Genomic DNA, 21359 nt, shown 5'->3' on the forward strand with positions numbered 1-21359 from the left:
CCAGTAGAAGGAGACCCCGTGACCTCGATCGAGACCAATGCCTCGCTGCCGTGGCCCCATCCCCCGGTGAAGGTCGGGCTGGTCGGTGCCGGGCCCTGGGCGCGGGCCGTACACGCGCGTGTGCTCGCCGCTGGGCCCGAGACACAGCTGACCGCGGTGTGGGCGCGGCGCGCCGAGGCGGCCCGGGAGACGGCCGAGCCCCACGGGGCCGCCGCGGTCACGCGTTTCGAGGAGTTGCTCGACGGCTGCGAGGCGGTCGCGTTCGCCGTCCCGCCCGCGGTGCAGGCGCAACTCGCGCCGCTGGCCGCGAAGGCGGGCAAGGCACTGCTCCTGGAGAAACCGCTCGGCGTGGATCTGGCGTCGGCGCGGCGCCTCGCCGACGCCGTCGACGAGGCCGGGGTCGTCTCCCAGCTCGTCCTGACCAACCGCTACCACCCGGCCACCCGGGAGTTCCTGGGCAGAGCGCGGGAGCTGGAGATCACCGGGGCCCGTTCGTGTCTCCTGCACGGGGCGTTCCTGGGCGGTGAGTTCGCCACCACCTGGCGGCTCGAGCACGGCGCCCTGCTCGACCTGGGTCCCCATCTTCTGGATCTCCTGGACGCCGCGGTCGGACCGATCGTCCGGGTCCGCGGCACCGGCGACCCCCGCCGCTGGATCGAGCTGACCTGCGAGCACGCCAACGGTGTCGTCAGTCAGGCGTCACTGTCCGGATCGGTCCACGTCGAGCGCGGCAACACGCGCATCGAACTCTTCGGTCCGCAGGCCCCACTGGTGTACGACGCCTCCGAACTCGACCACGAGGAGACCTGGCCGGTGCTGCGCCGGGACTTCGCCACGGCCGTACGCACCGGGGTGTCCGGCGAGCTCGACGTCCATCGGGGACTTCACCTCCAGACGCTGATGGCGCAGGCCTCGGAGGGCTGACGCCCGGAGTCCGCGGAGGTCGACAAGGGCGCCTGATCCAAACGGCAGGCCCCGAATCCCGTCACTCATAGCGCCGCAGCGCGGGCGCCGCGACGGCCAGGATCGCCATGGCGACGACCACCAGCAGTCCGCCCCCCGCGACGGCGGCGCGGGCGCCCAGGACGGAGCCGGCCGTTCCGTGCAGGACGTCGGCCAGGCGCGGGCCGCCCGCGACCACCACGGTGAACACGCCCTGCATCCGGCCGCGCATCTCGTCCGTGGCGGCCGACAGCAGGATCGCGCCGCGGAAGACCATGGAGACCATGTCGGCGACCCCCGCGGCGGCGAGGAACGCCACGGCCACCCAGAGGCTGCCGCTCAGGCCGAACCCGGTGATGGCCGCCCCCCAGGCCATCACCGCGACGATCACCATGAGCCCGTGCCGGCGCGCCCGGGAGAACGTGCCCGACATCAGTCCGCCGATCACCGCCCCGATCGGGATCGCCGCGAACAGCAGACCGAGTGCGAGGCCCTCCCCGTAGGGCGCGTAGGTCTCGGCGGCGAGCTGCGGGAACAGCGCCCGGGGCATGCCGAGAACCATGGCGATGATGTCGGCGAGGAAGGACAGCAGCAGCACCTTGTGCAGCGCGATGTAGCGGAAGCCCGCGGCGACCTCGCGCCAGCCCGCCCGTCTGGCCGCCGAGCCGGTCAGGGGCGGCAGTGCGGGCAGCCGCATCACCGCCCACACGGTGACGCACAGCGCCAGGGAGTCGATCAGATAGAGCTCGCCCAGGCCGATGACGGGGATCAGGGCACCCGCGAGCAGCGGTCCCGCCACCAGGCCCGTCTGCATGACGGTCGAACCGAGCGCGTTCGCCGCGGGCAGTTCGTGCTCGGGGACGAGCCGGGCGATGGAGGCGTTGCGGGCCGGGGAGTTCAGGCCGAAGAAGGCCTGCTGGAGGGCGAGCAGGATCATCAGGACGAGTACGGATTCGAGTCCGGTGACGGCCTGTATCCAGAAGAGCAGTGAGGTGACGGCTATCCCGCTGTTGGTGATCAGCAGCAGTTTGCGCCGGTCCATGCTGTCGGCGACCGCCCCGCCCCACAGCGCGAAGACCACGAGCGGCACCAGTCCGGCGAGGCTCGCGTAGCCGACCCAGGCCGAGGAGCCGGTGATGTCGTAGATCTGCTTGGGCACGGCGACGGCGGTGAGCTGGCTGCCCACCGCCGTGACGATGGTGGAGGACCAGAGCCTGCGGTACGCGGGGCGTCGCAGCGGGCGGGTGTCCATCGCCCAGCGGCGCCAGCCGGTACGCTCCGCCCGCGCCGCGCCCGCTGTCTCGTCGGGTTCGGCCGGCCCGGCCGCCGAACCACTGCCGGCCCCGCCGGCCGACGTGCTGTCCGTCCCGCTGTCCGCCCCGTCCGTACTGCTCTTGCTCGTGTCCACGGCCGTCCTGGCTGCTCGATACATCTTTCAGCTGTCAGGGTTCACTATCGCGTACGCCGTCTCAGGCGTCGGCGAGCAGCAGAGTGCCCATGGTGATCATCGTCGCGGCGACCACGCCGTCCAGGACCCGCCACGACGACGGCCGCGCGAGGAAGCGGCCGAGCAGCCGGGCGCCGAAGCCCAGCGCGGCGAACCAGCACAGGCTGGCCAGGGCTGCCCCGAATCCGAACGTCCAGCGCAGCGGGCCGCGGTCGGCCGCGAGGGAGCCGAGCAGGAACACGGTGTCGAGATAGACGTGCGGGTTGAGCCAGGTCATCGCCAGACAGGCCAGGACGATCTGCCGTCGGGAGCCCGCCGATCCGGTCGCCGCCTCCAGCGCGGAGGGCCGCAGCACCCGCCGGGCGGCCAGGATTCCGTAGCAGAGGAGGAATCCGCCGCCGATCAGCCCGACCGCCCTGAGCGCCTCGGGCCGGGCCACGACCACCGCGCCGACCCCGCCGACCCCCAGCGCGATGAGCAGCGCGTCGGACACCGCGCAGATGCTCACGACCACCAGGACCGCCTCGCGGCGGATCCCCTGGCGCAGCACGAAGGCGTTCTGGGCGCCGATGGCGACGATGAGGGTGAGGCCGGTGCCGAACCCGGCGGCCGCGGCGGTCAGGGCGTTGTTCATGGCAGCGACGCTGGGAACACAGCCGCCAAGAGTACAGCTAAGGATTCTTACGTATCATTAGCGGTCGTGATGACGGATCTCCCTCTCGACCAGGTGCGCACCTTGCTCGCGGTGGTCGACGAGGGCACCTTCGACGCGGCGGCCGCCGCCCTGCATGTGACGCCCTCGGCGGTCAGCCAGCGTGTCAAGTCGCTCGAACAGCGCACCGGCCGCGTCCTGCTGATGCGGACGAAGCCGGTGCGTGCGACCGAGTCCGGCGAGGTCGTCGTGCGGTTCGCACGCCGACTGGCCCGGCTGGAGCGCGACGCCCGCACCGAGCTCGGCATGAGCGAGGCCGGGGAGCCGACTCGGTTGTCGATCGCGGTGAACGCCGACTCGCTGGCGACCTGGTTCCTGCCGGCGCTCACCCGCGTACCGCGCGAGCTGCGGCTCTGTTTCGAACTGCGCCGCGAGGACGAGGCCCACACGGCCGCCCTGTTGCGCGAGGGGGTGGTGATGGCGGCGGTGACCTCGTGGCCGGACCCGGTGGCGGGCTGCTCCGTGCGCGCCCTGGGCCGGATGCGGTATCTGGCGGCGGCCGCCCCGGACTTCGCCGGGCGGTGGCTCGGCGCGGGGACGGACGCGTCGCTGAGCGAGCTGATCGCCGACGCTCCCGCGATGGCCTTCGACCGGAACGACGACCTTCAGGACGAGTTCGTCCGGGGCCTGCGAGGCGGTCCCGGCGCGAGCGCGCTGCGGCACTTCATGCCTACCTCGGAGGGGTTCGTGGACGCCGTCCTCGCCGGACTCGGCTGGGGCATGGTGCCGGAGGTGCAGGCCGAACCGCTGCTGCGGGCCGGGAGGCTGGTCCACCTCGCTCAGGACCGGATCCTCGACGTGCCGCTGTACTGGCAGCAGTGGAAACTCGACTTCCCCGCCCTCGCGGCGGTGGCCGAGGCCGTGGCGGCCGTCGCCGCGGAGACCTTGCGACGCTGAGCACCGCGACGGCCCGGGGACACCGCGGCCCGAAGGCGCCGTGGAGCAACATCTGCGCGGGGCTCCTGAAAGGGGCGCGGGCGCGGTATCTTCGCGCTGGGCAAAACTGAGTACGCCCGCACACGGCCGGGTGACGCCGAGTGCAACTCCGAGCGACCATCGCGGCTGAGGCGTCGAGGTGCGGGTGGGTACCCGTGAGGCGCATTCTTGCTGTGGAATCCCCCTGACGGCGGGCGGACGAGGGCAGACCGATGACTGGGAGCGCCGAGCGTGAGGTCCAGGCGCTGAATAGCCTGGCCGCCCTGCTCAGCGGGTCCGTGGCGGACGCGATCCGGGCGGCCCGTGGCTTCGCGGGGGGCGTGTATCTGCGCTCCAGCAACCCCGAACTGCTGCGGCTGGCCGTGCTGGCCGGATTGCCGGGACAGTTGTTCCGTCCCTGGTGGCGCATGCCCCTGGCCCGGCCGTTCCCGGCCGCCGAGTCCCACCGGACGGGCATGGAGGTGCTGCTCGCCGACGCCACGGAGACGATGCGCCGCTATCCGCAACTCGCGGCGGGGCTGCCGTTCCAGTTCGGTTCGCTCTACGTTCCTGTCGTGAGCGCCTCGTCGTCCTTCGGGGTCCTGACGGTGCTGCGTCCCGCGGCCTCGGACGCCACCGACGTACTGCCGGACCGTGACCGGATGACGGCGGTGGCGGAGAACCTGGGGACGGCTCTGTCGGTCCTGGAGAAGGACGGTGCCGAGGTCGTCTGGGACGGGGAACCGTTGTGTGTACGGCCGCCCGCGGAGGGTCTGCCGCCCCGCTATGTCGGGCGGTTCACCTGGGACCCGGCCGCGGGCGAGGTCACCGGGGACGACGCGTTGTGGGCCCTGCTCGGCACCGGCGCCAAGGCTTTCCCCGGGACACCGCAGGCGCTCACCCACGCGCTGGCCCTCGACGATCCGCATGTGCTGCTGGCCGCGCTGCACGAGACCGCGGCGGGACGTCCCCCGGCCCACCCGCTCCCGGTGCACACGGTGAACGGCGGGCTGCGGCTGCTGGAGTTGTGGACCACGGGCAACGCGCTCGTGCCGCCGTACTCGGTCAGCGGCGCGGTCGTCGATCCGGGCCCGGGCCGGGCGGCGGACGGTGCCGCGGACCTGCTCCCGGAGGGCGTGTTCGCGCTGGACCGGCTCGGGCTGATCACCTACGTCAATCCGCGCGCCGCGGAGCTCCTCGGCCGGCCCCGGGCGGAGCTGCTGGGGCGACCGCTGTGGCAGGCCGTGCCGTGGCTGGCCCAGCCGTCCTACGAGGATCATCTGCGCGGCGCGCTGCTGACGCCGGAGCCGGTGCACTTCCAGGTCGCCCGCCCTCGTGGGGGCCACCGGACACCGGCGGCGGACCACGCCGACACATGGCTGACGATGTCCGTGTATCCCGGCCCCGGCAGCCTGACCTGCAAGCTGATCCCGATGGGGCGGGTCGCGGACACCACGGAGGCCCCCGAGGCGGCGCCGCTCCACGGTCGGCCCGCGGCGAACGGGCCGTCCGCGTCCGGCACCGCCGAGCTCGCGACCGGCATCACCACGACGGCGCTGTACCACCCCGTCGTCCTCGCCATGGCGCTGGCGGAGGCCGTGACGGCCCGCCAGGTGTCCGAGACCGTGATGCGGGAGCTGCTGCCCGCGTTCGGCGGACGCCGGCTCGCCATCTATCTCTTGCAGGACCGGCGCCTGTACCTGGCCTGGGAGACCGGCTTCCCGCAGGGGTTCCTCGCGCCCTTCGACGGGGTGGGACTGGACGCCAAGCTGCCGGGGGTGGAGACGCTCACCACCGGCCGCCCGCTGTTCTTCGAGTCGATGCCCCAACTGGCCGCCGCCTACCCCGGCATCCCGCTGGACTCGAAGGAGGGCGCCCGGGCCTTCCTGCCGCTGATCGCCTCGGGGCGGCCGGTCGGTTCCTGCATCCTCGGCTTCGACCGTTCGCGGGGCTTCAGCACGGAGGAGCGTTCCGTGCTGACCGCGCTCACCGGACTCATCGCGCAGTCCCTGGAGAGGGCGCGGCGCTACGACTCCGAGGCCGCCCTCGCCCGCGGTCTCCAGGAGGCACTGCTGCCGCACCGACTGTCGGCGCACCCGCAGGTGGAGACGGCCGGGCGCTATCTGCCCGGCACCAAGGGCATGGACGTGGGCGGCGACTGGTACGACGTCGTGGAGGCCGGTGACGGGCTGGCCCTGGTCATCGGCGACGTCCAGGGCCATGGCGTCCAGGCTGCGGCCACCATGGGGCAACTGCGCAGCGCGGTACGGGCGTTCGCGCTCAGCGACCACCCTCCGAACGAGGTGATGAGCCATACCAACCGGCTGCTCATCGACCTCGATCCGGGCCAGTTCGCCAGTTGCTGCTATGTCAGGCTGGACCCCGTCACGGGTGTCGCCCGGGCGGTCCGCGCCGGTCACCCGCAGCCCCTGCTGCGCCACCCGGACGGCCGCACCGAGCTCCTCGACCTGCCCGGTGGCGTGGTGCTCGGCGTGGCCCCGCGGGCCCGCTACCCGGTGACCGAGCTGACGCTGGAGCCCGGTGCCGTCCTGGCCCTCTACACGGACGGTCTGGTCGAGTGCCCCGGGGCCGACATCGACGACGGGATCGAGAGACTGCGCGCGACCCTGTCCCGCACGGGCACCCCGCACGCCCGGCCCGGCGCCTCCTCCCTGTCCGGTGCGGCAGACCTGCTGACCGAGGATGCACGGCGGGCCACCGAGCGCCCCGACGACATCGCGCTCCTGCTCACCACCCGCAGCTCCACGCGCGAGGGCCGCCACTGAGGCGACGGCCCTCGCCGCGAACTCCCTCGGAGCTCTCAGTGGGCCGCGTCCAGACGTTCCCGCTGCTCCGGCGTCAGCTCCAGGTCCACGGCCGCCAGGTTCTCCTCCAACTGCGCCAGGGACGACATGCCGACCAGGGGGATCACGGGCAGCCCGCCGCCCAGTTGCCAGGCGAGCACCACCTGGTTCGGGCTCGCTCCCGTCTCCCGCGCCACCGCCCGCAGCGCGTCGAGCCGGGGCGGGGTGCCCGGGTGGTCGTAGTCCGCGGGCAGCGGCTTGTCCTGCCGTACGTAGGCGCCGCGCAGCAGCGGGGAGTAGGCGACCAGGGTCAGGGCGGGCTCGGCGCGCAGATAGCCGCGCAGTTCGGCGGTCGTGCCGCCGAGGCTGCCGTCGGGGAAGAGCGCGTCGGGTATGTCGGTGCGGGGCCGCAGCAGACTGTGCTGGTACTGCAGGACCTCGTAGCCGGGCAGTCCGGCCGCCGCGGCGAGGGCGCGGGCCCGCTCCACCCGCCAGATGGCGTGGTTGCTCGCCCCGAGCAGCCCGACGGTCCCCTCCGCCACGAGTTCCCCGAAGCCCTCCACGGTTTCCCGTGGGTCGACGGTGCGGTCCTCGATGTGGGCGTACAGCAGGTCGATCCGGTCCAGGCCGAGGCGTTCGCGGCTGCGCTCGGCCGCCTCGCGTATGACCTTCGCCGACAGTCCTTCCGGGTTGTCGGTGTACCCGGTGCCGGGGGCCAGCGGGCGGGCGCCGAGCTTGGTCGCGAAGACGATCTCGTCGCCGGTTCCCCGGCTGCGCCGCCACCGTCCGAGCAGTTCCTCGCTCTGCCCGCCCTGACTGCCGTCGGTCCAGAAGGCGTAGTTGTCGGACGTGTCGACGAAGTTCCCGCCCGCCTCGACATAGCGGTCCAGTACGGCGAAGGAGGTCTTCTCGTCCGTCACCGAGCCGAACAGCATCGCGCCGAGCGCGAGCACACTCACCTCACGGCGGGTCTTCGGATCGGTACCGATGGTCCGGTACTTCATGGTGGTCCCTCCTGTTCGGGCCCGACCGTCCGGGGGCCCGCACAGGAGTCTGGAACTTGAAGAGCACTTCAACGCAAGGGCTTGAACGGTCCTTCCAGAGCCGCCCACTGCAACAGCATGATCGTCTTGGCGTCGGCGATCTCTCCGGAGCGGATCATGGCCAGTGCGCTGTGAAAGGGAAGTTCGACGATCTCGATGTCCTCGCCCTCCTCGTCGAGGCCGCCCCCTTCGTGGGTGCGGGTGGACGGGCCGTAGGAGGCGGCGTAGAAACTGACCCGCTCGGTGACCGAGCCCGGGCTCATGTAGACGTCGAAGACGTGCTGGACCTCGCCGACGGTGTGCCCGGTCTCCTCGATGACCTCGCGCCGTACGGCGACTTCGGGGTGTTCGTCGTCCTCGCCCAGCAGGCCGCCCGGGGTTTCGACCAGCATGCCGTCGGGGTGGCCGTTGGTGTACACGGGGTAGCGGAACTGCCTGGTCAGCAGCACGGTTTCGCGCTCGGCGTCGTACAGCAGGAGAGTCGCTCCGTTGCCGCGGTCGTGCGTCTCACGTTCCTGGGTGCTCCAGGTGCCGTCGGCGTGCTGGAAGTCGAAGGTGGTGGTGCGCTCCACGTACCAGTGGCTGGACAGGAGTGTCACCTCGCGGACCTTGACCCGGGGGTTGCCGGTCAGATCGCGGCCGACGCGGTCGAGTCCGGTACGGCCCCGGCGGTCCGGGGTGTCGATGCCTGCGGTCATCGGGTGCGGGCCGGGTGGGGGCGGGAGAAGTGGTTCATGACCACTGTCTACCATCCCGCCCGAACATCCAGGCCACAGCGGGGCTTCGCCCGTCTAGGCTCACGGCATGGAACAGACGGAGATCATCCTGCGCGCCATCGGCGTGCTCACCGAGACCAACGCGATGGTGCGCAGGATCGCCCAGGACGAGAACGCCGAGGCCGAGTCGCCCGAGACCCAGCTGGGTGCGCTCGTCACGGAGGTGTTCCCCAGGGTCGAGGTGCCTGGGGACGCCGGTCCCGCGGAGGCCGGGCAGGCTGTCGCGGACGCCTACCTCCCCGCCACCATCTCTCTCGTGGGCGCCTTCGCGTTCCTCTTCTCCGAACTCGCCGACCTCCACGACTCCGGACGCACCGACGTCAAGACGGCCGACCTGCTCCAGGACCTCGCCCTGCGCATGTCGAGGGCCGACAACACCTAGAGGCCGGTCCGGGCCTTCGGAGCTTGAACATATCCGAAGGCCCAGCCCGTGCCGGCTCAGGATCAGCCCGTACCTCCACCTCAGGAGTGCGGAACCACCGCCACCGGACAGGGCGCGTGGTGCATCACCGCATGGGCCACCGAACCGATCCGTCCCCCCACCGCCGAGTGCCGGACGCGGCGACCGACGACCATCAGCTGGGCCCGCTCGGCCAGCGACAGCAGCACCTGCCCGGCGCTGCCCATCTCGACGTGCTGTGTGACGTGCACGTCGGGGAACCGCTCCCGCCACGGCTGGAGTGCCTCGGTGAGCGCCTTCTTCTCGTACGGCTCCAACCCCCCGGCCTCGTCCAGCAGCTTCAGCGAGCCGGGGCTGTAGGCGAACACCGGCGGCAGGCTCCACGCCCGTACGGCGCGCACCGTGGCGCCCCGTGCCGCCGCGGTCTCGAACGCGAACCGAAGGACGGCCGCGCTGTCGTCCGGACCGCCCTGCTGGCCCACGACGATCTCCCGGCCGCCCACTTCGGACGCCGCGCGGTCGTCGGCCCGCACCAGGACGACCGGACACGGCGCCTCGGCGATCACCTGTTGGCCGACGGAACCGAGCAGGAAGCCGACGATCGTGCCGTGCCCGCGGGATCCGAGGACCAGCATCCCGGTCGCCGCGGCCTCGGCCAGCAGGGAGTCGACGGCCCCGCCGTCCAGGGCCTCCGCCGTCACCGGCAGGTCCGTGTGCCGGTCGGTGACGGTGCGGGTCGCGTCCTCGACCATCTCCCGTGCCCCGCGCGCCTGCTCGTCCCGGTCTCCGCCGCCGAGCAGTTCGTGGTGGGACCACTGCCAGGCGTACACGACACGCAGGGGCAGCCCGCGGCGGACGGCTTCCCTGCCCGCCCAGGCCAGCGCGGCCCGGCTCTCGGGGGATCCGTCCACACCCACGGTGATCCGGTCGGTCATGCGGCCGCCTCTCGTCGCCGGCTCGCCCGCTCTGCCGACCCCTCAACCCTGCTGACCGGTCCAGTGTCCGTCACGGTCACCGCCGAGTCGCGCAAGGTCCGCGGCGCCGCCTACGCCGACTCGCGCACCACGAGTCGGCATACCCGCCCAGTGCCCCATGACGGTGACGATCCGTCGGCACCCCGCCCCGGACACGCTGGCCCGCGACACGCCGGTCTCCCGCGCGACGTCTTCCAGCGTCGGGGCCCGTCTGCTCATGTCCGCGCCCTGTCGGCCCGGCATCACGAGGAACAGACCGCTCTCTCGCAGCATGGCACCCCGTCAGCACACGGTCACGGTCACGTCGAAGGCCATGACACCGCCCCCGGGTACGCCGAGGAACGGGAGCGGGGACGGGACCGTGCTTGAGTGCGCACCTCTTGAAGACAATCACCTACGGCCCGATGCCGTCAGCAGACCCCAGACCTCACCGAACTACCGCAAACCCTTTACCCATCGGCGTCTCCTCGAGCAACAATCCGCAGGACTCGCGTGACAACTCTTGACGCTGTGTTCACGCGGATGAAGCATGCATCGGCAAGAGAGCGCTCCCAGCACCTCCCATCGTTCATTTTCTGAACAAAGAGAGTCGCCCCCCATGCCTCACATCCCCATGGATTCCTCGGACTCCGGCCGGTCCCTGCCAGGCAGACGGTCCGTCCTCGGAGCGCTGGCCGCCACCGCGGCCGCGCCCGCGCTGCTCGGTCTGTCCTCGCCGGCTGCCGCCGCGCCCGCCGAGCAGTCGCAGGCCCTGCCGGGCGGCGGCGATCTCGGTCCGAACGTCATCGTGTTCGGACCCTCGACCTCCGGCATCCAGGCCAAACTGGACGAGGTGTTCCGGCAGCAGGAGTCGGCCCAGTTCGGCACAGGCCGCTACGCGCTGCTGTTCAAGCCGGGCACGTACAACCGGCTCAACGCCCAACTCGGCTTCTACACCTCGATCGCGAGCCTCGGCCTGTCCCCCGACGACACGACGATCAACGGTGATGTCACCGTCGACGCGGGCTGGTTCAACGGCAACGCCACCCAGAACTTCTGGCGTTCGGCGGAGAATCTCGCCCTCACCCCGGTCAGCGGCACCAACCGGTGGGCGGTCGCCCAGGCCGCGCCCTTCCGGCGGATGCACGTCAAGGGCGGTCTCAACCTCGCCCCCACCGGCTACGGCTGGGCCAGCGGTGGCTACATCGCCGACAGCCGCATCGACGGCTCGGTCGGACCGTACTCGCAGCAGCAGTGGTACACCCGCGACAGTTCGGTGGGCGGCTGGGGCAACGCTGTCTGGAACATGGTCTTCTCCGGTGTCCAGGGGGCACCCGCGCAGTCCTTCCCGAACCCGCCCTACACCACGCTCGACACCACGCCGGTGTCGAGGGAGAAGCCGTTCCTGTACCTCAACGGCAGCGAGTACCGCGTCTTCCTGCCGGAGCAGCGCACCAACGCGCGCGGCACCACCTGGGGCAACGGAACCCCGCGCGGCACATCGCTGCCGCTCACCCAGTTCTACGTGGCCAAGCCCGGCGTCACCGCCGCCACCCTGAACGCCGCGCTCACGCAGGGGCTGCATCTGCTGCTGACTCCGGGGATCTACCACCTCGACCAACCGATCCAGGTCAACCGCGCGGGCACCGTGGTCCTCGGGCTCGGTTACGCCACCCTGATCCCGGACAACGGCGTCACCGCGCTCAGGACGGCTGACGTCGACGGGGTGCGGCTCGCGGGATTCCTCATCGACGCCGGACCGGTGAACTCGGCGACGCTGCTGGAGGTGGGCCCCACGGGGGCCTCCGCGAACCACTCGGCCAACCCGACCACCGTCCAGGACGTCTTCGTCCGGATCGGCGGCGCCGGCGCCGGCAAGGCCACCACCAGCATGGTGATCAACAGCCGCAACACGATCATCGACCACACCTGGATCTGGCGCGCCGACCACGGCACCGGCGTCGGCTGGGAGACCAACCGGGCCGACTACGGCATCCGCGTCAACGGCGACGACGTCCTGGCCACCGGTCTGTTCGTCGAGCACTTCAACAAGTACGACGTCCAGTGGTACGGCCAGCGCGGGCGCACCATCTTCTTCCAGAACGAGAAGGCGTACGACGCGCCGAACCAGGCCGCCATCCAGAACGGCGGCGTCAAGGGGTACGCGGCCTACAAGGTCGCCGACTCCGTGACCACGCACGAGGGGTGGGGCCTGGGCAGCTACTGCTATTACATCGTCGACCCGACGATCGTCCAGCACAACGGATTCGCCGCGCCGAACACGCCGGGCGTGAAGTTCCACGACCTGCTGGTCGTCTCGCTGGGCGGCCAGGGTCAGTACGAGCACGTCGTCAATGAGACCGGCGCACCCACGTCGGGCACCTCGACGGTGCCGTCGACCGTGGTCTCGTACCCCTGACCGCCCCGCGCGGAGCCGCACGTCAGCAGGACGTCAGGCTCCCGAGGTCCACCGCGTCGGCCATCGCCTGCATCCCCTTGTCGTTGGGGTGCAGGTGATCGCCGCCGTCGAAGAACGGAAGGATCAGCTGCGGGTCGTACGGATTACGCGTGATCCTGTCGAAGTCCGTCACGGCGTCGAGCGCGCCGCTGTTCCTGATCCAGTCGTTGACACCCTGGCGCACGGCCTCGGAGGCGGCGTCGTACTCGGACCAGCCCTTGAACGGCATGACGGTCGCGCCGACGACACACTTGCCCGCCGCGTGGGCCCGGTCGATGATCTGCCGGTAGCCGGCGATCATGTCCTCCACCGTGACACCCGTATGGGCCTTGATGTCGTTGATGCCTTCGAAGAGGAAGACCGTGCGGACCCCGGGCTGGGAAAGGACGTCACGCTGGAGCCTGTTCAGGGCGGCCTGCCCGGCGCCGTCGGCGAGCACCTTGTTTCCCGAGATCCCCTCGTTCGCCACTCCCTTGACGGTGAGTCCGGACGCGGCCTGGAGCCGCCGGGACAGATAGTCCGGCCAACGGCGGTTCTGGTCCGTGGTCGAGGCCCATCCGTCGGTGATGGAGTCGCCGAGGGTCACCACCGAGCCGACCGCCGCGGACGTCTCCACGTCGACGGCGTCCAGCCAGTACCAGGAGCCCATCGGATCGGTCCAATTGGCCGCGCCCTCCTCGGCGGCGTGATCGCCCGCGGTCGCGTAGTTGGTCTGCATGGCCATGCCGTGGCCGGTCGTCGGTCCCTGGGCGCCGGTCACGTACAGGCTGATGACCAGGTTGCTCTGGTCGGCCAGTTTCCCGGGCAGCGGATCGCTGAGTACGGTCTCGCCGGCCGGGACGGTGACGGACGCGGCCCCGCCGAAGGACAGCTGGCGGTTGGAGCCGTGGACCAGCTCCGCACCCTGCTTCTGCAGTCCGGCGTACGCGCTCGCGAAGGTCACCGGGTGCTCGCCGAAGGCGTTGGACAACCGGATACGCATGTTCGTGCCGCCGACGCTGGTGCGCACGATCAGCCGGTAGCTGCGGTCGGCGGGGCCTTCGCCCTGCCGGTCGGCACTGGCGCCCCATGTGATCACGGAGTGCTTGCCCGGCGACGTGGCGGCCGGCCTCACCGACGTACCCGATCCACCTGATTCACCTGAGGTACCCGACGCAACCTGCGGCTGCGCCGCCGCCGAGGCGGTCAGGGGTCCGCAGACCGCGAGGAGCAGTGCGGATACGACGCCCACGCCGCGGCGGCGGAACCGGGGGACGCTCATCCAAGGCCCCGCAGCGTGACGGACTCACCGGGCTTGAGGCTGATCCTGCGCGAGGCGCCGCCCGCGACGACGGTCGTCTCGCGGCCGCCGACGCTCTTCAGCCTGGCCTGCGTCACCTTCCCGTTCTTCCAGCTGAGGTCGGCGACGAAGCCGCCGCGGACGCCCACGCCGGACACCGAACCGGATCCGGCCCAGGCGGCGGGCAGCGCGGGCAGCAGCTCGACGTGTCCGGGTCGCGAGTAGACCAGCATCTCGATGATCGCGGAGGGGGTGCCGAAGTTCGCGTCGATCTGGAAGATGCCGCGGCCTTCCCCCATGTCCATGATGTCGAAGAGGTTCGGCGCCGTGCCGTTGCTCCCGTTCGCCGACGGCTTCAGGTTGTTGACGACGAGCTGGTAGGCGTTCTCCGCGTTCTTCAGCCGGGCCCAGCACAGGCTGCGCCAGGCGTTGGACCAGCCGTAGCTGTTCATGCCACGGGCGGTCAGGAGGGCCGTCGCGCCCGCGAGGATGTCCTTCGGAGTGGAGTCGTCCGGGCGGATCCGGTCGCCGGGGAAGAGGCCGAAGAGCGGGGAGAGATGGCGGTGCGTGGTCTCGCCGAGGTTGTCGGGCGACATCCACTCCTCCAGCCAGCCGGTCTTGGGGCTGACCACGGGCAGGTACAGGCGTTTGCGCAGGCTGTCGATGGTCGCGCTGTAGGAGGTGTCCTTGCCGAGTACCCGGGTTGCGGTGTGGTAGTTGCCGAAGAGGTTCCACACCACTTCCTGGGCGTAGGTGATGCCCTTGGCGTCCTGCGGACCCTGCTCGGGGGACCAGTCGTTGTCGTCGACGAGGACCTCGCGTGAGGTCCCGGAGGCGTCGGTGACGGTCGTGGTGATGAGGCGGGCTTCCCAGAACTCCACGGCGCCCTTGATGAGGGGATAGATCTTCTTGAGGTAGGCGCGGTCCTGGGTGAACTCGTAGTGCTCGAACAGGCTCTGGCAGAGCCAGGCGTTGGCCGCCGGGTGCCACCACCAACCGCTGCCGCCGTAGGGGTTGGTGGAGAAGGCCACGGCCCAGCCGGCGACCTTCCCACTGGAGTTGCGGTACCTGTTGGTGGGGGTGTTGAACAGTCGCCGGGTGACGTCCGTCCAGGAGGACAGCTGCGCGAGGCAGTAGTCCGCGAAGGCGTCGAAGCTGTCGGACAGGCCCGCCCGGTCGGCCATCCAGTAGTTCATCTGGACGTTGATGTCGGTGTGGTAGTCGCCCATCCAGTCCGGGTCGTTGCCGTCCAGCCAGGGGCCCTGCAGGCCCATCGGCAGGCTGCCGCGCGACCCGGAGATCATGAGGTAGCGGCCGAACTGCAGGTAGGCGGCCTCGAGTTCCGGGTCGGGTATGTCGTCCCGGTGACGGGCCTGCAGCCGCTCCCAGGTGTCCAGTTCGCGCTGCGCGGCGGAGGACGTACCGAGGTTGATGTCCAGCTGTCCGAACACGGCCCGGAAGTCGGCGACATGTGTGTGCAGCAGGGTGCTCGCCGAGTGACCGGCCGCGTTCAGGACCTTGTTCCTGGCGAGGCGCTCCGGGGCCAGGGACGGATCGCGGAACTTGGCTGCCGCGTCGGGCGCGTAGTTGGTGCCACCGCTGACGACGACGGTGAGGTCCTTGCAGCCGCTGAACGCGATCGACGTACCGTCGACGCGGACCCTGCCGGTGCCGCTGTAGGCGGTGACGGCGGCACCGTACTTGAGGCCGTTGGCGAAGGACGCGCCGAACGACGCGTACCGTCCTGCGCTGTTGGCGGTGGTGGACTCTCCGTGGGTGCCGGCGAGGGAGACGGTGCCGGTGTAGGAACCGCCGCCCTGCTGGGAGAAGTACAGGACGATGGCGTCGTCGGGGGCGCTGGCGAAGATCTGCCGCCGGTAGGTGACGCCGGAGATGTCGTACGAGGTGCTGATCAGGCCCTGGGCCAGGTCGAGGGAGCGCCGGTAGTTGTTGACGTTGCCCAGGTCGTGGTCGGGGATCGCGACGGTGAGCTTGGCCAGCAGGGTCAGGGAGCCGAAGTCGTCGCGGCCGTAGGGGAACTGGCCGTCGCTGTCCAGCTTGTCGTTGGGGCCACCGGTCCACAGGGTGGCGTCGGTGATCATCAGGAGTTCGCTGGAGGGGTCGTTGCTCGCGAGCGCCCCGAGGCGCCCGTTTCCCACCGGCAGCCCCTGCTCGATCATCGAGTTGGTGGAGGCGGGAGCCTGCCACCACAGCTGGTTCTTCGCGGCGTCGGCCGCGGACAGCATGGGCGATGCGGTGGGGCGCATGGGGGCCGCCGAAGCGGTGAAGGCGGGCAGGCCGCCCAGTGCGGTGGCCGCGCCGGCTGCGGCGGCGAGGGCGAGGAAGCCCCTGCGGCTGGGGGTGTTGTCGTGTGATGCGGTGTGCTGGATGTCCACGGTTGTGCACTCCATATCCGGGAGCGGCTCGTGCGGGAACGACGGTTGCGGACCGTCGGCGTGGCCAGGTCCCCACGGGGCCCGGGTCGTGTCACCGGGCCCCGTGGGAAGCGGGGTGGCGGACTGCGGAACTCAGTCCAGCTGCTGAACTCGGACTGACTACGGACGTCAGACCGACTGCGGAACGACGATCTTGTCGATGTCGGGCGCGTATCCGCTGCCGCTGTCGAAGGTGATCGTGTTGGAACCGGCCTTCAGCGCCAGCTGGACGCTGACCGTCTCGGCCGTGCTCCAGTCGCCCGTGGAGGGGAACTTCTCGCTGGTGCCGTTGCCGCTGTTGGAGAAGACCGTCACCGAGCGGGAGTCGCCGCTGACGTAGGCGACCTTGACGGTGTAGATGCCGTCCTTCTTCACCGTGACGTCGTTGAACCGCAGCTTGCCACCGGTGTACAGATTGCCGACCTTCTTGCCGCCGGAGCAGGCGTCGCACCCGGCGACGGAGGCGTTGCCCGACAGGGTGTTGGCGGCGTCCTCGGCCTCGTAGCTCGTGGTGGTCAGCGAGCTGCCGCCGGGCTTGACGGTGAACAGCCGCGAGCCATGTGCGGGCAGCGCCTCGGTGATCTTGTTCTTGTAGGTCCCGAGGTTCGCCTTGTTCCACAGGTCGCGCACGGAGGCGTTGCCGGTGAATCCGAGGGAGGCCCACTGGGCGGTGACGGAGGCCGGAGAGTCACCGAGGTTGAACAGGGCGACGGTGTAGCTGCCGTCGGCGTTCTTGGTGCCCCAGACCTGCTGGTTGCCGACCGGAGTGACCGGACGCGCCACGGGCGAGTCGTTCTGGTCGACGGCGATGACTTCCTTGTTGGTCAGCAGGGAGACGCCGTAGCTGTCCAGCTTGGTGAGGTCGTCACCGGTGAACAGCGGCGACTTGTTGATGGCCCACAGGGTCATGTAGCTCTGCCGCTCGGCCTTGGTGAGGCCGTCCATCTCGCCGTTGCCGACGTCGAGGCTGTCCAGGTCGTTCCAGCCGCCCGGGCCCGCCTTGCGGCTCCACGCGGGGGCGTCGTCCCACCGGTCGTTGACCGAGTTCTCCCAGGTGACGAGGGTGTTGCAGTAGCACTCGACGTCGGTGTCGATGCGCCAGCCGTTGGAGTACTTCTTCCAGTCGGCGGCGTGGCCGATGTCGAGCGACCAGGAGATCTCGAGGTGGATCGGGCGCCCGGTGTCGGAGATGGCCTTCTGCCAGGCGGCGACGTCGGGGACGTTGTTGTAGTTGTCACCGGACTTGAAGGAGCCCGGGCCCACGCCGTCCAGCTTGAAGAAGTCGTAGCCCCAGTCGGCGAACTGCTGCGCCTGCGAGTCGATGTACTTCTGCGCGCAGGGGTTGTCGAAGTTCAGCTTGTAGGCGTTGTCCCAGCCGTTGGTGGTGCGCAGGTCCGAGTAGACGGCGTCGGCGGTGGTGCACCCGGGGGCGTTCCAGATCGGCGTCTTGCCGTCGCCGTACGCCCCCTTCTCCAGGCCGACGGGCAGGTAGATGCCGGCCTTGAGGCCCTTGGAGTGGATGTGGTCGGCGACCGACTTCATGCCGTGGGGGAATCGGACGGGGTCGGGCGTCTGGCGACCGTACTGGTCGAAGCCCGTCTTCCAGGTCTTGTCCATCCACCAGCCGGCGTCGATGTTGACATGGTCGTAGCCGTAGTTCTTCAGCTTGGCGGCGAGGGCGTCCGTCTGCTTCAGGACGTTCGCCTCGGTGAGGTAGCTGTAGTCGCCGTCCGGGTTGAGGCCCGGGTACTTCGACGACTGCATGCTCCAACTCGACCAGCCCATGTACGGCTTGGCGGCGACGGGCGTCGCAGTCGTCTCGCGCGGCGCGGGGGTCTTGGCCTGTGCCGCCGGGACGGCGGTCGCGAGGCCTGCCGTGAGGGCGAACACCACCACGGCTCTCAGGGTGCGTAGGGGCAGGACGGGGTACGAGGATGACCGCATGGGTCGTGCCTCCAGTGGGTTCAGGGTTGGGGCGGCTCAGCCCTTGCCCGAGCCGATGGTGAGTCCGCTGATGAACTGGCGCTGAAGCGCGAAGTACACCAGGAGGGTGGGGATCGCGGTCATCAATGCACCGGCCGCGATGAGGTTGGGATTGGTGAAGTACGCGCCTTGGAGGTTGGCCAGGGCGGAGGTGACCGGGCGCTTGTCGCCGGACTCGATGAGCGCGAGCGGCCAGAAGAAGTCGTTGTAGATCCAGATCGATTCGAGGGTGGCGAGGGCCGCGAAGGCGGGGCGGCACAGCGGCAGGATGATCTGGAAGAACTGACGCCAGACGGGGGCTCCGTCCACGAGCGCCGCCTCGGAGATCTCCTTCGGGATCGTCTTCATGTAGTTGCTGAGGACGAAGGTGCAGAAGCCGGACTGGTAGGCGATGTGGATCGCGATGATGCCCCAGGCCGAGTTGTAGAGGAGGAGCGAGTCGCTCATCCACTCCGGCAGCGGGATGAGGAGGTAGAGGCGGTACAGGGGGGTGATGAGGACCTGCGCCGGGAGCAGGTTGCCCGCGGTGAACAGCATCAGCAGGACGATGTTCCAGCGGAAGTCGAAGCGGGAGACGAAGAAGGCGACCGCCGCCGAGAACAGCAGGGTGCACAGGACGGACGGGACGGTGATGAGGACGGAGTTCCAGAAGAAGTGCGGCATCCCGGACTGGCTCCAGGCGTCGCTGAAGTTGCCGAGGCTGAGGCTGTGGGGCCAGGAGAGATATCCGTGCTTCGCGGTGTCCGAATACGGCCGCAGCGAGGTGTACATGGCCCACAGCAGCGGGACGAGCCACAGCAGGGCGATGCCGCCCAGCATCAGATGACGGCCGGTCTGGCGCCGCGGCCCGGAGGGGGTCTTCGGCGTCTGCTGCGCGCGCCGGGTCCGCGGTCGGGAGGCCGGGCGCGGCACGGTCGTGGTCACTGGTCCTCCTTGCGGAAGTTCTGGACGAGGAAGGTCCCGATGGCGGCAAGGGAGACCACGAGCAGGACGACCGCGAGGGCGGACCCGTAACCGATGTGACTGGACTCGCCGATGATGTTGTCGGTGATGAGGAGGGACAGGAGTTCCATGCCCGGTTTGCTTCCGACGCCGCCGCCGAGGACGTAGACGACGTCGAAGGAGCGCAGGGACTCCATGACCGTGATGACCAGGATGATGACGTTGACCGGTTTCAGGGCCGGGAAGACCACCCGCATGAAGGTCTGGCGTCCGTTGGCCCCGTCGAGCGCGGCGGCCTCCTTGAGCGCAGGGTCGAAGCCCTTCAGGCCGGCCAGGTAGAGGATCATGATGTATCCCGTGTGCCGCCAGCTCGAGGCGACCAGGACGGCCCACAGGTTGAGGTCGGAGTTGCCGAGCCAGTCGATGTGGTGGCTGGATCCGGCGGCGCTCAGGATGCCGTTGAGGAGCCCCGTGTCGGGGTTGTAGATGATCTCCCAGATGAAGCCGACGACGGCGAGGGAGAGCACCATCGGCAGGAAGATGGCGGTCTGGTAGATCCTCGTGAAGCGGATCTTCCGGTCGAGCTGGTAGGCGAGGAAGATGCCGAACGGGGTCGGCAGCAGGGCCGTGAACAGCAGCCAGATCACGTTGTGCCGCACCGCGGGCCAGAACGGCGGGTAGTTGGTGAAGATCTCCTTGTAGTTGTCCAGGCCGATCCAGTGGATGTCGGCCAGGTCGACGCCGTCCCAGGTGGTGAAGGACAGCCCCAGGGAAGCCAGTGCGGGCAGCCAGACGAAGAAGAGCAGGGCCGCCAGCGGGATGCCGATGATGACGGTGAGGAAGATCCGGTCGCCGGTGCCGAGCCGGCGGGGGCGGGCGCGTCGCGAGGCGGGGGGCGTGGTGGGCGCGGAGGACACGGTGCGTGAGACCTTTCCGGTCCTGGTCAGGCCGTGAAGAAGCGCGAACGCTGGGACTCGATCTTCTTCAGCGTTCCCGAGCCGTCGTCGGGGTGGCTGAGCCACTCGGTCAGGCCGGGAAGTACGACGGTGGAGATGAAGCCGGGGTCGCTGTCGCGGTCCGCGAACTGGCTGATGTGCTTGGCGGAGGCGATGAGGTCGGCGGACTTCTTCTGGAGCGCGTTGTACGAGCCGGTACTCGCCTTCTCGTTGACGGCGAGGTTGCTCGGGTCGACCCCCATGTACAGCTCCTCGGCGTGGGCGCCACCGAGGAACTCCAGGAACTTCTTGGCACCCGACTCGTTCTTGGGCCGGCGGCTGAGCATGAAGCCGTCGGTGGGTGCCTCGACGGCGTCCTGACCCTGAGTGGCGTCGATCTCGGGGAAGGGGAAGAAGTCGATGTCGGCGCGTATCTTCTCGTCGGTGATCTGCTGTCCGAGGAAGAGGCCGATGACGGCCATCCCGGACTTCTTGTCGAGCAGCGACTGGGCGGCGTCCTGCCAGGAACGGCCGGCGGCGCCCTGCTGGTAGTAGGGGGCGAGTTCGCGCCAGTGGTCGAGGATGGCGAGGGCACGCTTGTCGGTCCAGGAGACCTTGCCGCGCATCAGCGACATGTGGAAGTCGTAGCCGTTGGTCCGCAGGTTGAGGTAGTCGAAGGCGCCGAGGATGCTCCAGGCGTCGCCGCCGCCGTAGCCGGAGGCGATCGGCGAGAGCCCGTCCTTCTTCATCTGCTTCGTGAGCGCGATGAACTCGCTCCACTTCTGCGGGACTTGGTAGCCGCGCTCCTTGAAGAGGCTCTTGCGGTAGAAGACGGCCCACGGGTAGTTGTACAGCGGCACGAAGTAGTACTTGCCGTCCTCGCCGCGGGCGAGCTGCTTGGTGGCGTCGCTGAAGTCGGCGCCTATCTTGTCCCACACGTCGTCGAGGGGGCTGCAGAGCTTCTTCTTGGCGAAGTAGTCCATGCGGTAGCCGGCGAACCAGGTGAAGACGTCGTCGGGGGTGCCCTGCAGGTAGGTGGAGATGCTCTTCTGGAAGGTGTCGTGGTCGACGGTGTTCGTCTTCACCTTCAGCCCGCTGTCCTTGACGAACGCCGCCGTGACGGCGGCGTAGGCCTTCTTGGGCGTGGCGTCGCCGCCGTTGGATCCGAGGGTGACCGTCTTCGGGTCGGCCCCCGCTCCCCCGCCGCAAGCGGTCAGGACGGGCGCGGCCAGTGCGGCGGCGCCGAGTCCGAACAGTCCGCCGACGACTTTGCGGCGGCCCGGGTCACGCGCAGCCAGGGGATTGCGGCTCTGCTGCGTCATCGTTGCTCCTCAT

16 protein-coding genes are annotated in these 21359 nt (G+C 70.0%); 5 read left to right on the plus strand and 11 right to left on the minus strand.

Translation table 11 applies throughout. The features are described from left to right. Nucleotides 1-27: 27 nt before the first annotated feature. The gene (locus tag OG819_RS37665; protein ID WP_266635077.1) at nt 28-924 is read left to right on the plus strand and encodes a Gfo/Idh/MocA family protein; all 897 of its coding nucleotides are present in this window, start codon (nt 28-30) and stop codon (nt 922-924) included. Nucleotides 925-985: 61 nt separating this feature from the next. Here OG819_RS37665 and OG819_RS37670 read toward each other — a convergent pair whose 3' ends face one another. Together OG819_RS37670 and OG819_RS37675 are read right to left on the minus strand one after the other, a co-directional pair. Continuing rightward, nucleotides 986-2374 (minus strand): MFS transporter, encoded by a 1389-nt coding sequence (locus OG819_RS37670; RefSeq protein WP_266653592.1) that lies wholly within the window; start codon nt 2372-2374, stop codon nt 986-988. A gap of 37 nt (nt 2375-2411) precedes the next feature. Then, nucleotides 2412-3023, minus strand: a complete 612-nt coding sequence (locus tag OG819_RS37675; protein ID WP_266633246.1) for a LysE/ArgO family amino acid transporter — start codon at nt 3021-3023, stop codon at nt 2412-2414. Between the two features lie 69 nt (nt 3024-3092). Here OG819_RS37675 and OG819_RS37680 point away from each other — a divergent pair, with 69 nt between their 5' ends. Together OG819_RS37680 and OG819_RS37685 are read left to right on the plus strand one after the other, a co-directional pair. Beyond that, nucleotides 3093-3998, plus strand: a complete 906-nt coding sequence (locus OG819_RS37680) for a LysR family transcriptional regulator ArgP (protein WP_266655462.1) — start codon at nt 3093-3095, stop codon at nt 3996-3998. Nucleotides 3999-4249: 251 nt separating this feature from the next. After that, on the plus strand, nt 4250-6802 hold the full coding sequence (locus OG819_RS37685; protein ID WP_266653594.1) for a SpoIIE family protein phosphatase: 2553 nt from the start codon (nt 4250-4252) through the stop codon (nt 6800-6802). A 35-nt stretch (nt 6803-6837) separates the two neighbouring features. Here the strand turns inward: OG819_RS37685 and OG819_RS37690 are convergent, their stop codons facing one another. Next, nucleotides 6838-7824: an aldo/keto reductase gene (locus OG819_RS37690; RefSeq protein ID WP_266653596.1), complete on the minus strand. Its 987-nt coding sequence runs from the start codon at nt 7822-7824 to the stop codon at nt 6838-6840. Between the two features lie 68 nt (nt 7825-7892). After that, nucleotides 7893-8561 (minus strand): NUDIX domain-containing protein, encoded by a 669-nt coding sequence (locus tag OG819_RS37695; protein ID WP_266653598.1) that lies wholly within the window; start codon nt 8559-8561, stop codon nt 7893-7895. 106 nt (nt 8562-8667) lie between these two features. Here OG819_RS37695 and OG819_RS37700 point away from each other — a divergent pair, with 106 nt between their 5' ends. Further along, nucleotides 8668-9021, plus strand: coding sequence for a hypothetical protein (locus tag OG819_RS37700; RefSeq protein WP_266424737.1), 354 nt, complete (start codon nt 8668-8670; stop codon nt 9019-9021). An 80-nt stretch (nt 9022-9101) separates the two neighbouring features. Here OG819_RS37700 and OG819_RS37705 read toward each other — a convergent pair whose 3' ends face one another. Beyond that, nucleotides 9102-9974 (minus strand): universal stress protein, encoded by an 873-nt coding sequence (locus OG819_RS37705; RefSeq protein WP_266653600.1) that lies wholly within the window; start codon nt 9972-9974, stop codon nt 9102-9104. 637 nt (nt 9975-10611) lie between these two features. Here OG819_RS37705 and OG819_RS37710 point away from each other — a divergent pair. After that, the gene (locus tag OG819_RS37710) at nt 10612-12411 is read left to right on the plus strand and encodes a coagulation factor 5/8 type domain-containing protein (protein WP_266653602.1); all 1800 of its coding nucleotides are present in this window, start codon (nt 10612-10614) and stop codon (nt 12409-12411) included. Nucleotides 12412-12433: 22 nt separating this feature from the next. On the opposite strand, the gene OG819_RS37715 is transcribed toward OG819_RS37710, so the two are convergent. From OG819_RS37715 to OG819_RS37740, 6 genes are all read right to left on the minus strand, one after another. Further along, entirely contained in the window at nt 12434-13711 is a 1278-nt protein-coding gene (locus tag OG819_RS37715; protein WP_266653604.1) for an SGNH/GDSL hydrolase family protein, read from the minus strand. Beyond that, nucleotides 13708-16125, minus strand: coding sequence for a glycoside hydrolase N-terminal domain-containing protein (locus OG819_RS37720; RefSeq protein ID WP_266653606.1), 2418 nt, complete (start codon nt 16123-16125; stop codon nt 13708-13710). Before OG819_RS37720 ends, OG819_RS37715 begins: the two co-directional genes overlap by 4 nt. 168 nt (nt 16126-16293) lie before the next feature. Continuing rightward, the gene (locus OG819_RS37725; protein WP_266653608.1) at nt 16294-18108 is read right to left on the minus strand and encodes a carbohydrate-binding protein; all 1815 of its coding nucleotides are present in this window, start codon (nt 18106-18108) and stop codon (nt 16294-16296) included. 36 nt (nt 18109-18144) lie between these two features. Next, on the minus strand, nt 18145-18969 hold the full coding sequence (locus OG819_RS37730) for a carbohydrate ABC transporter permease (RefSeq protein WP_266635073.1): 825 nt from the start codon (nt 18967-18969) through the stop codon (nt 18145-18147). Between the two features lie 98 nt (nt 18970-19067). Continuing rightward, nucleotides 19068-20006 (minus strand): carbohydrate ABC transporter permease, encoded by a 939-nt coding sequence (locus OG819_RS37735; protein ID WP_266424753.1) that lies wholly within the window; start codon nt 20004-20006, stop codon nt 19068-19070. A 26-nt stretch (nt 20007-20032) separates the two neighbouring features. Beyond that, nucleotides 20033-21346, minus strand: coding sequence for an ABC transporter substrate-binding protein (locus OG819_RS37740; protein ID WP_266633232.1), 1314 nt, complete (start codon nt 21344-21346; stop codon nt 20033-20035). Nucleotides 21347-21359 lie beyond the last annotated feature (13 nt).

The sequence above is a fragment of the Streptomyces sp. NBC_01549 genome, from assembly GCF_026339955.1.
In the GTDB taxonomy this organism is placed as follows: domain Bacteria; phylum Actinomycetota; class Actinomycetes; order Streptomycetales; family Streptomycetaceae; genus Streptomyces.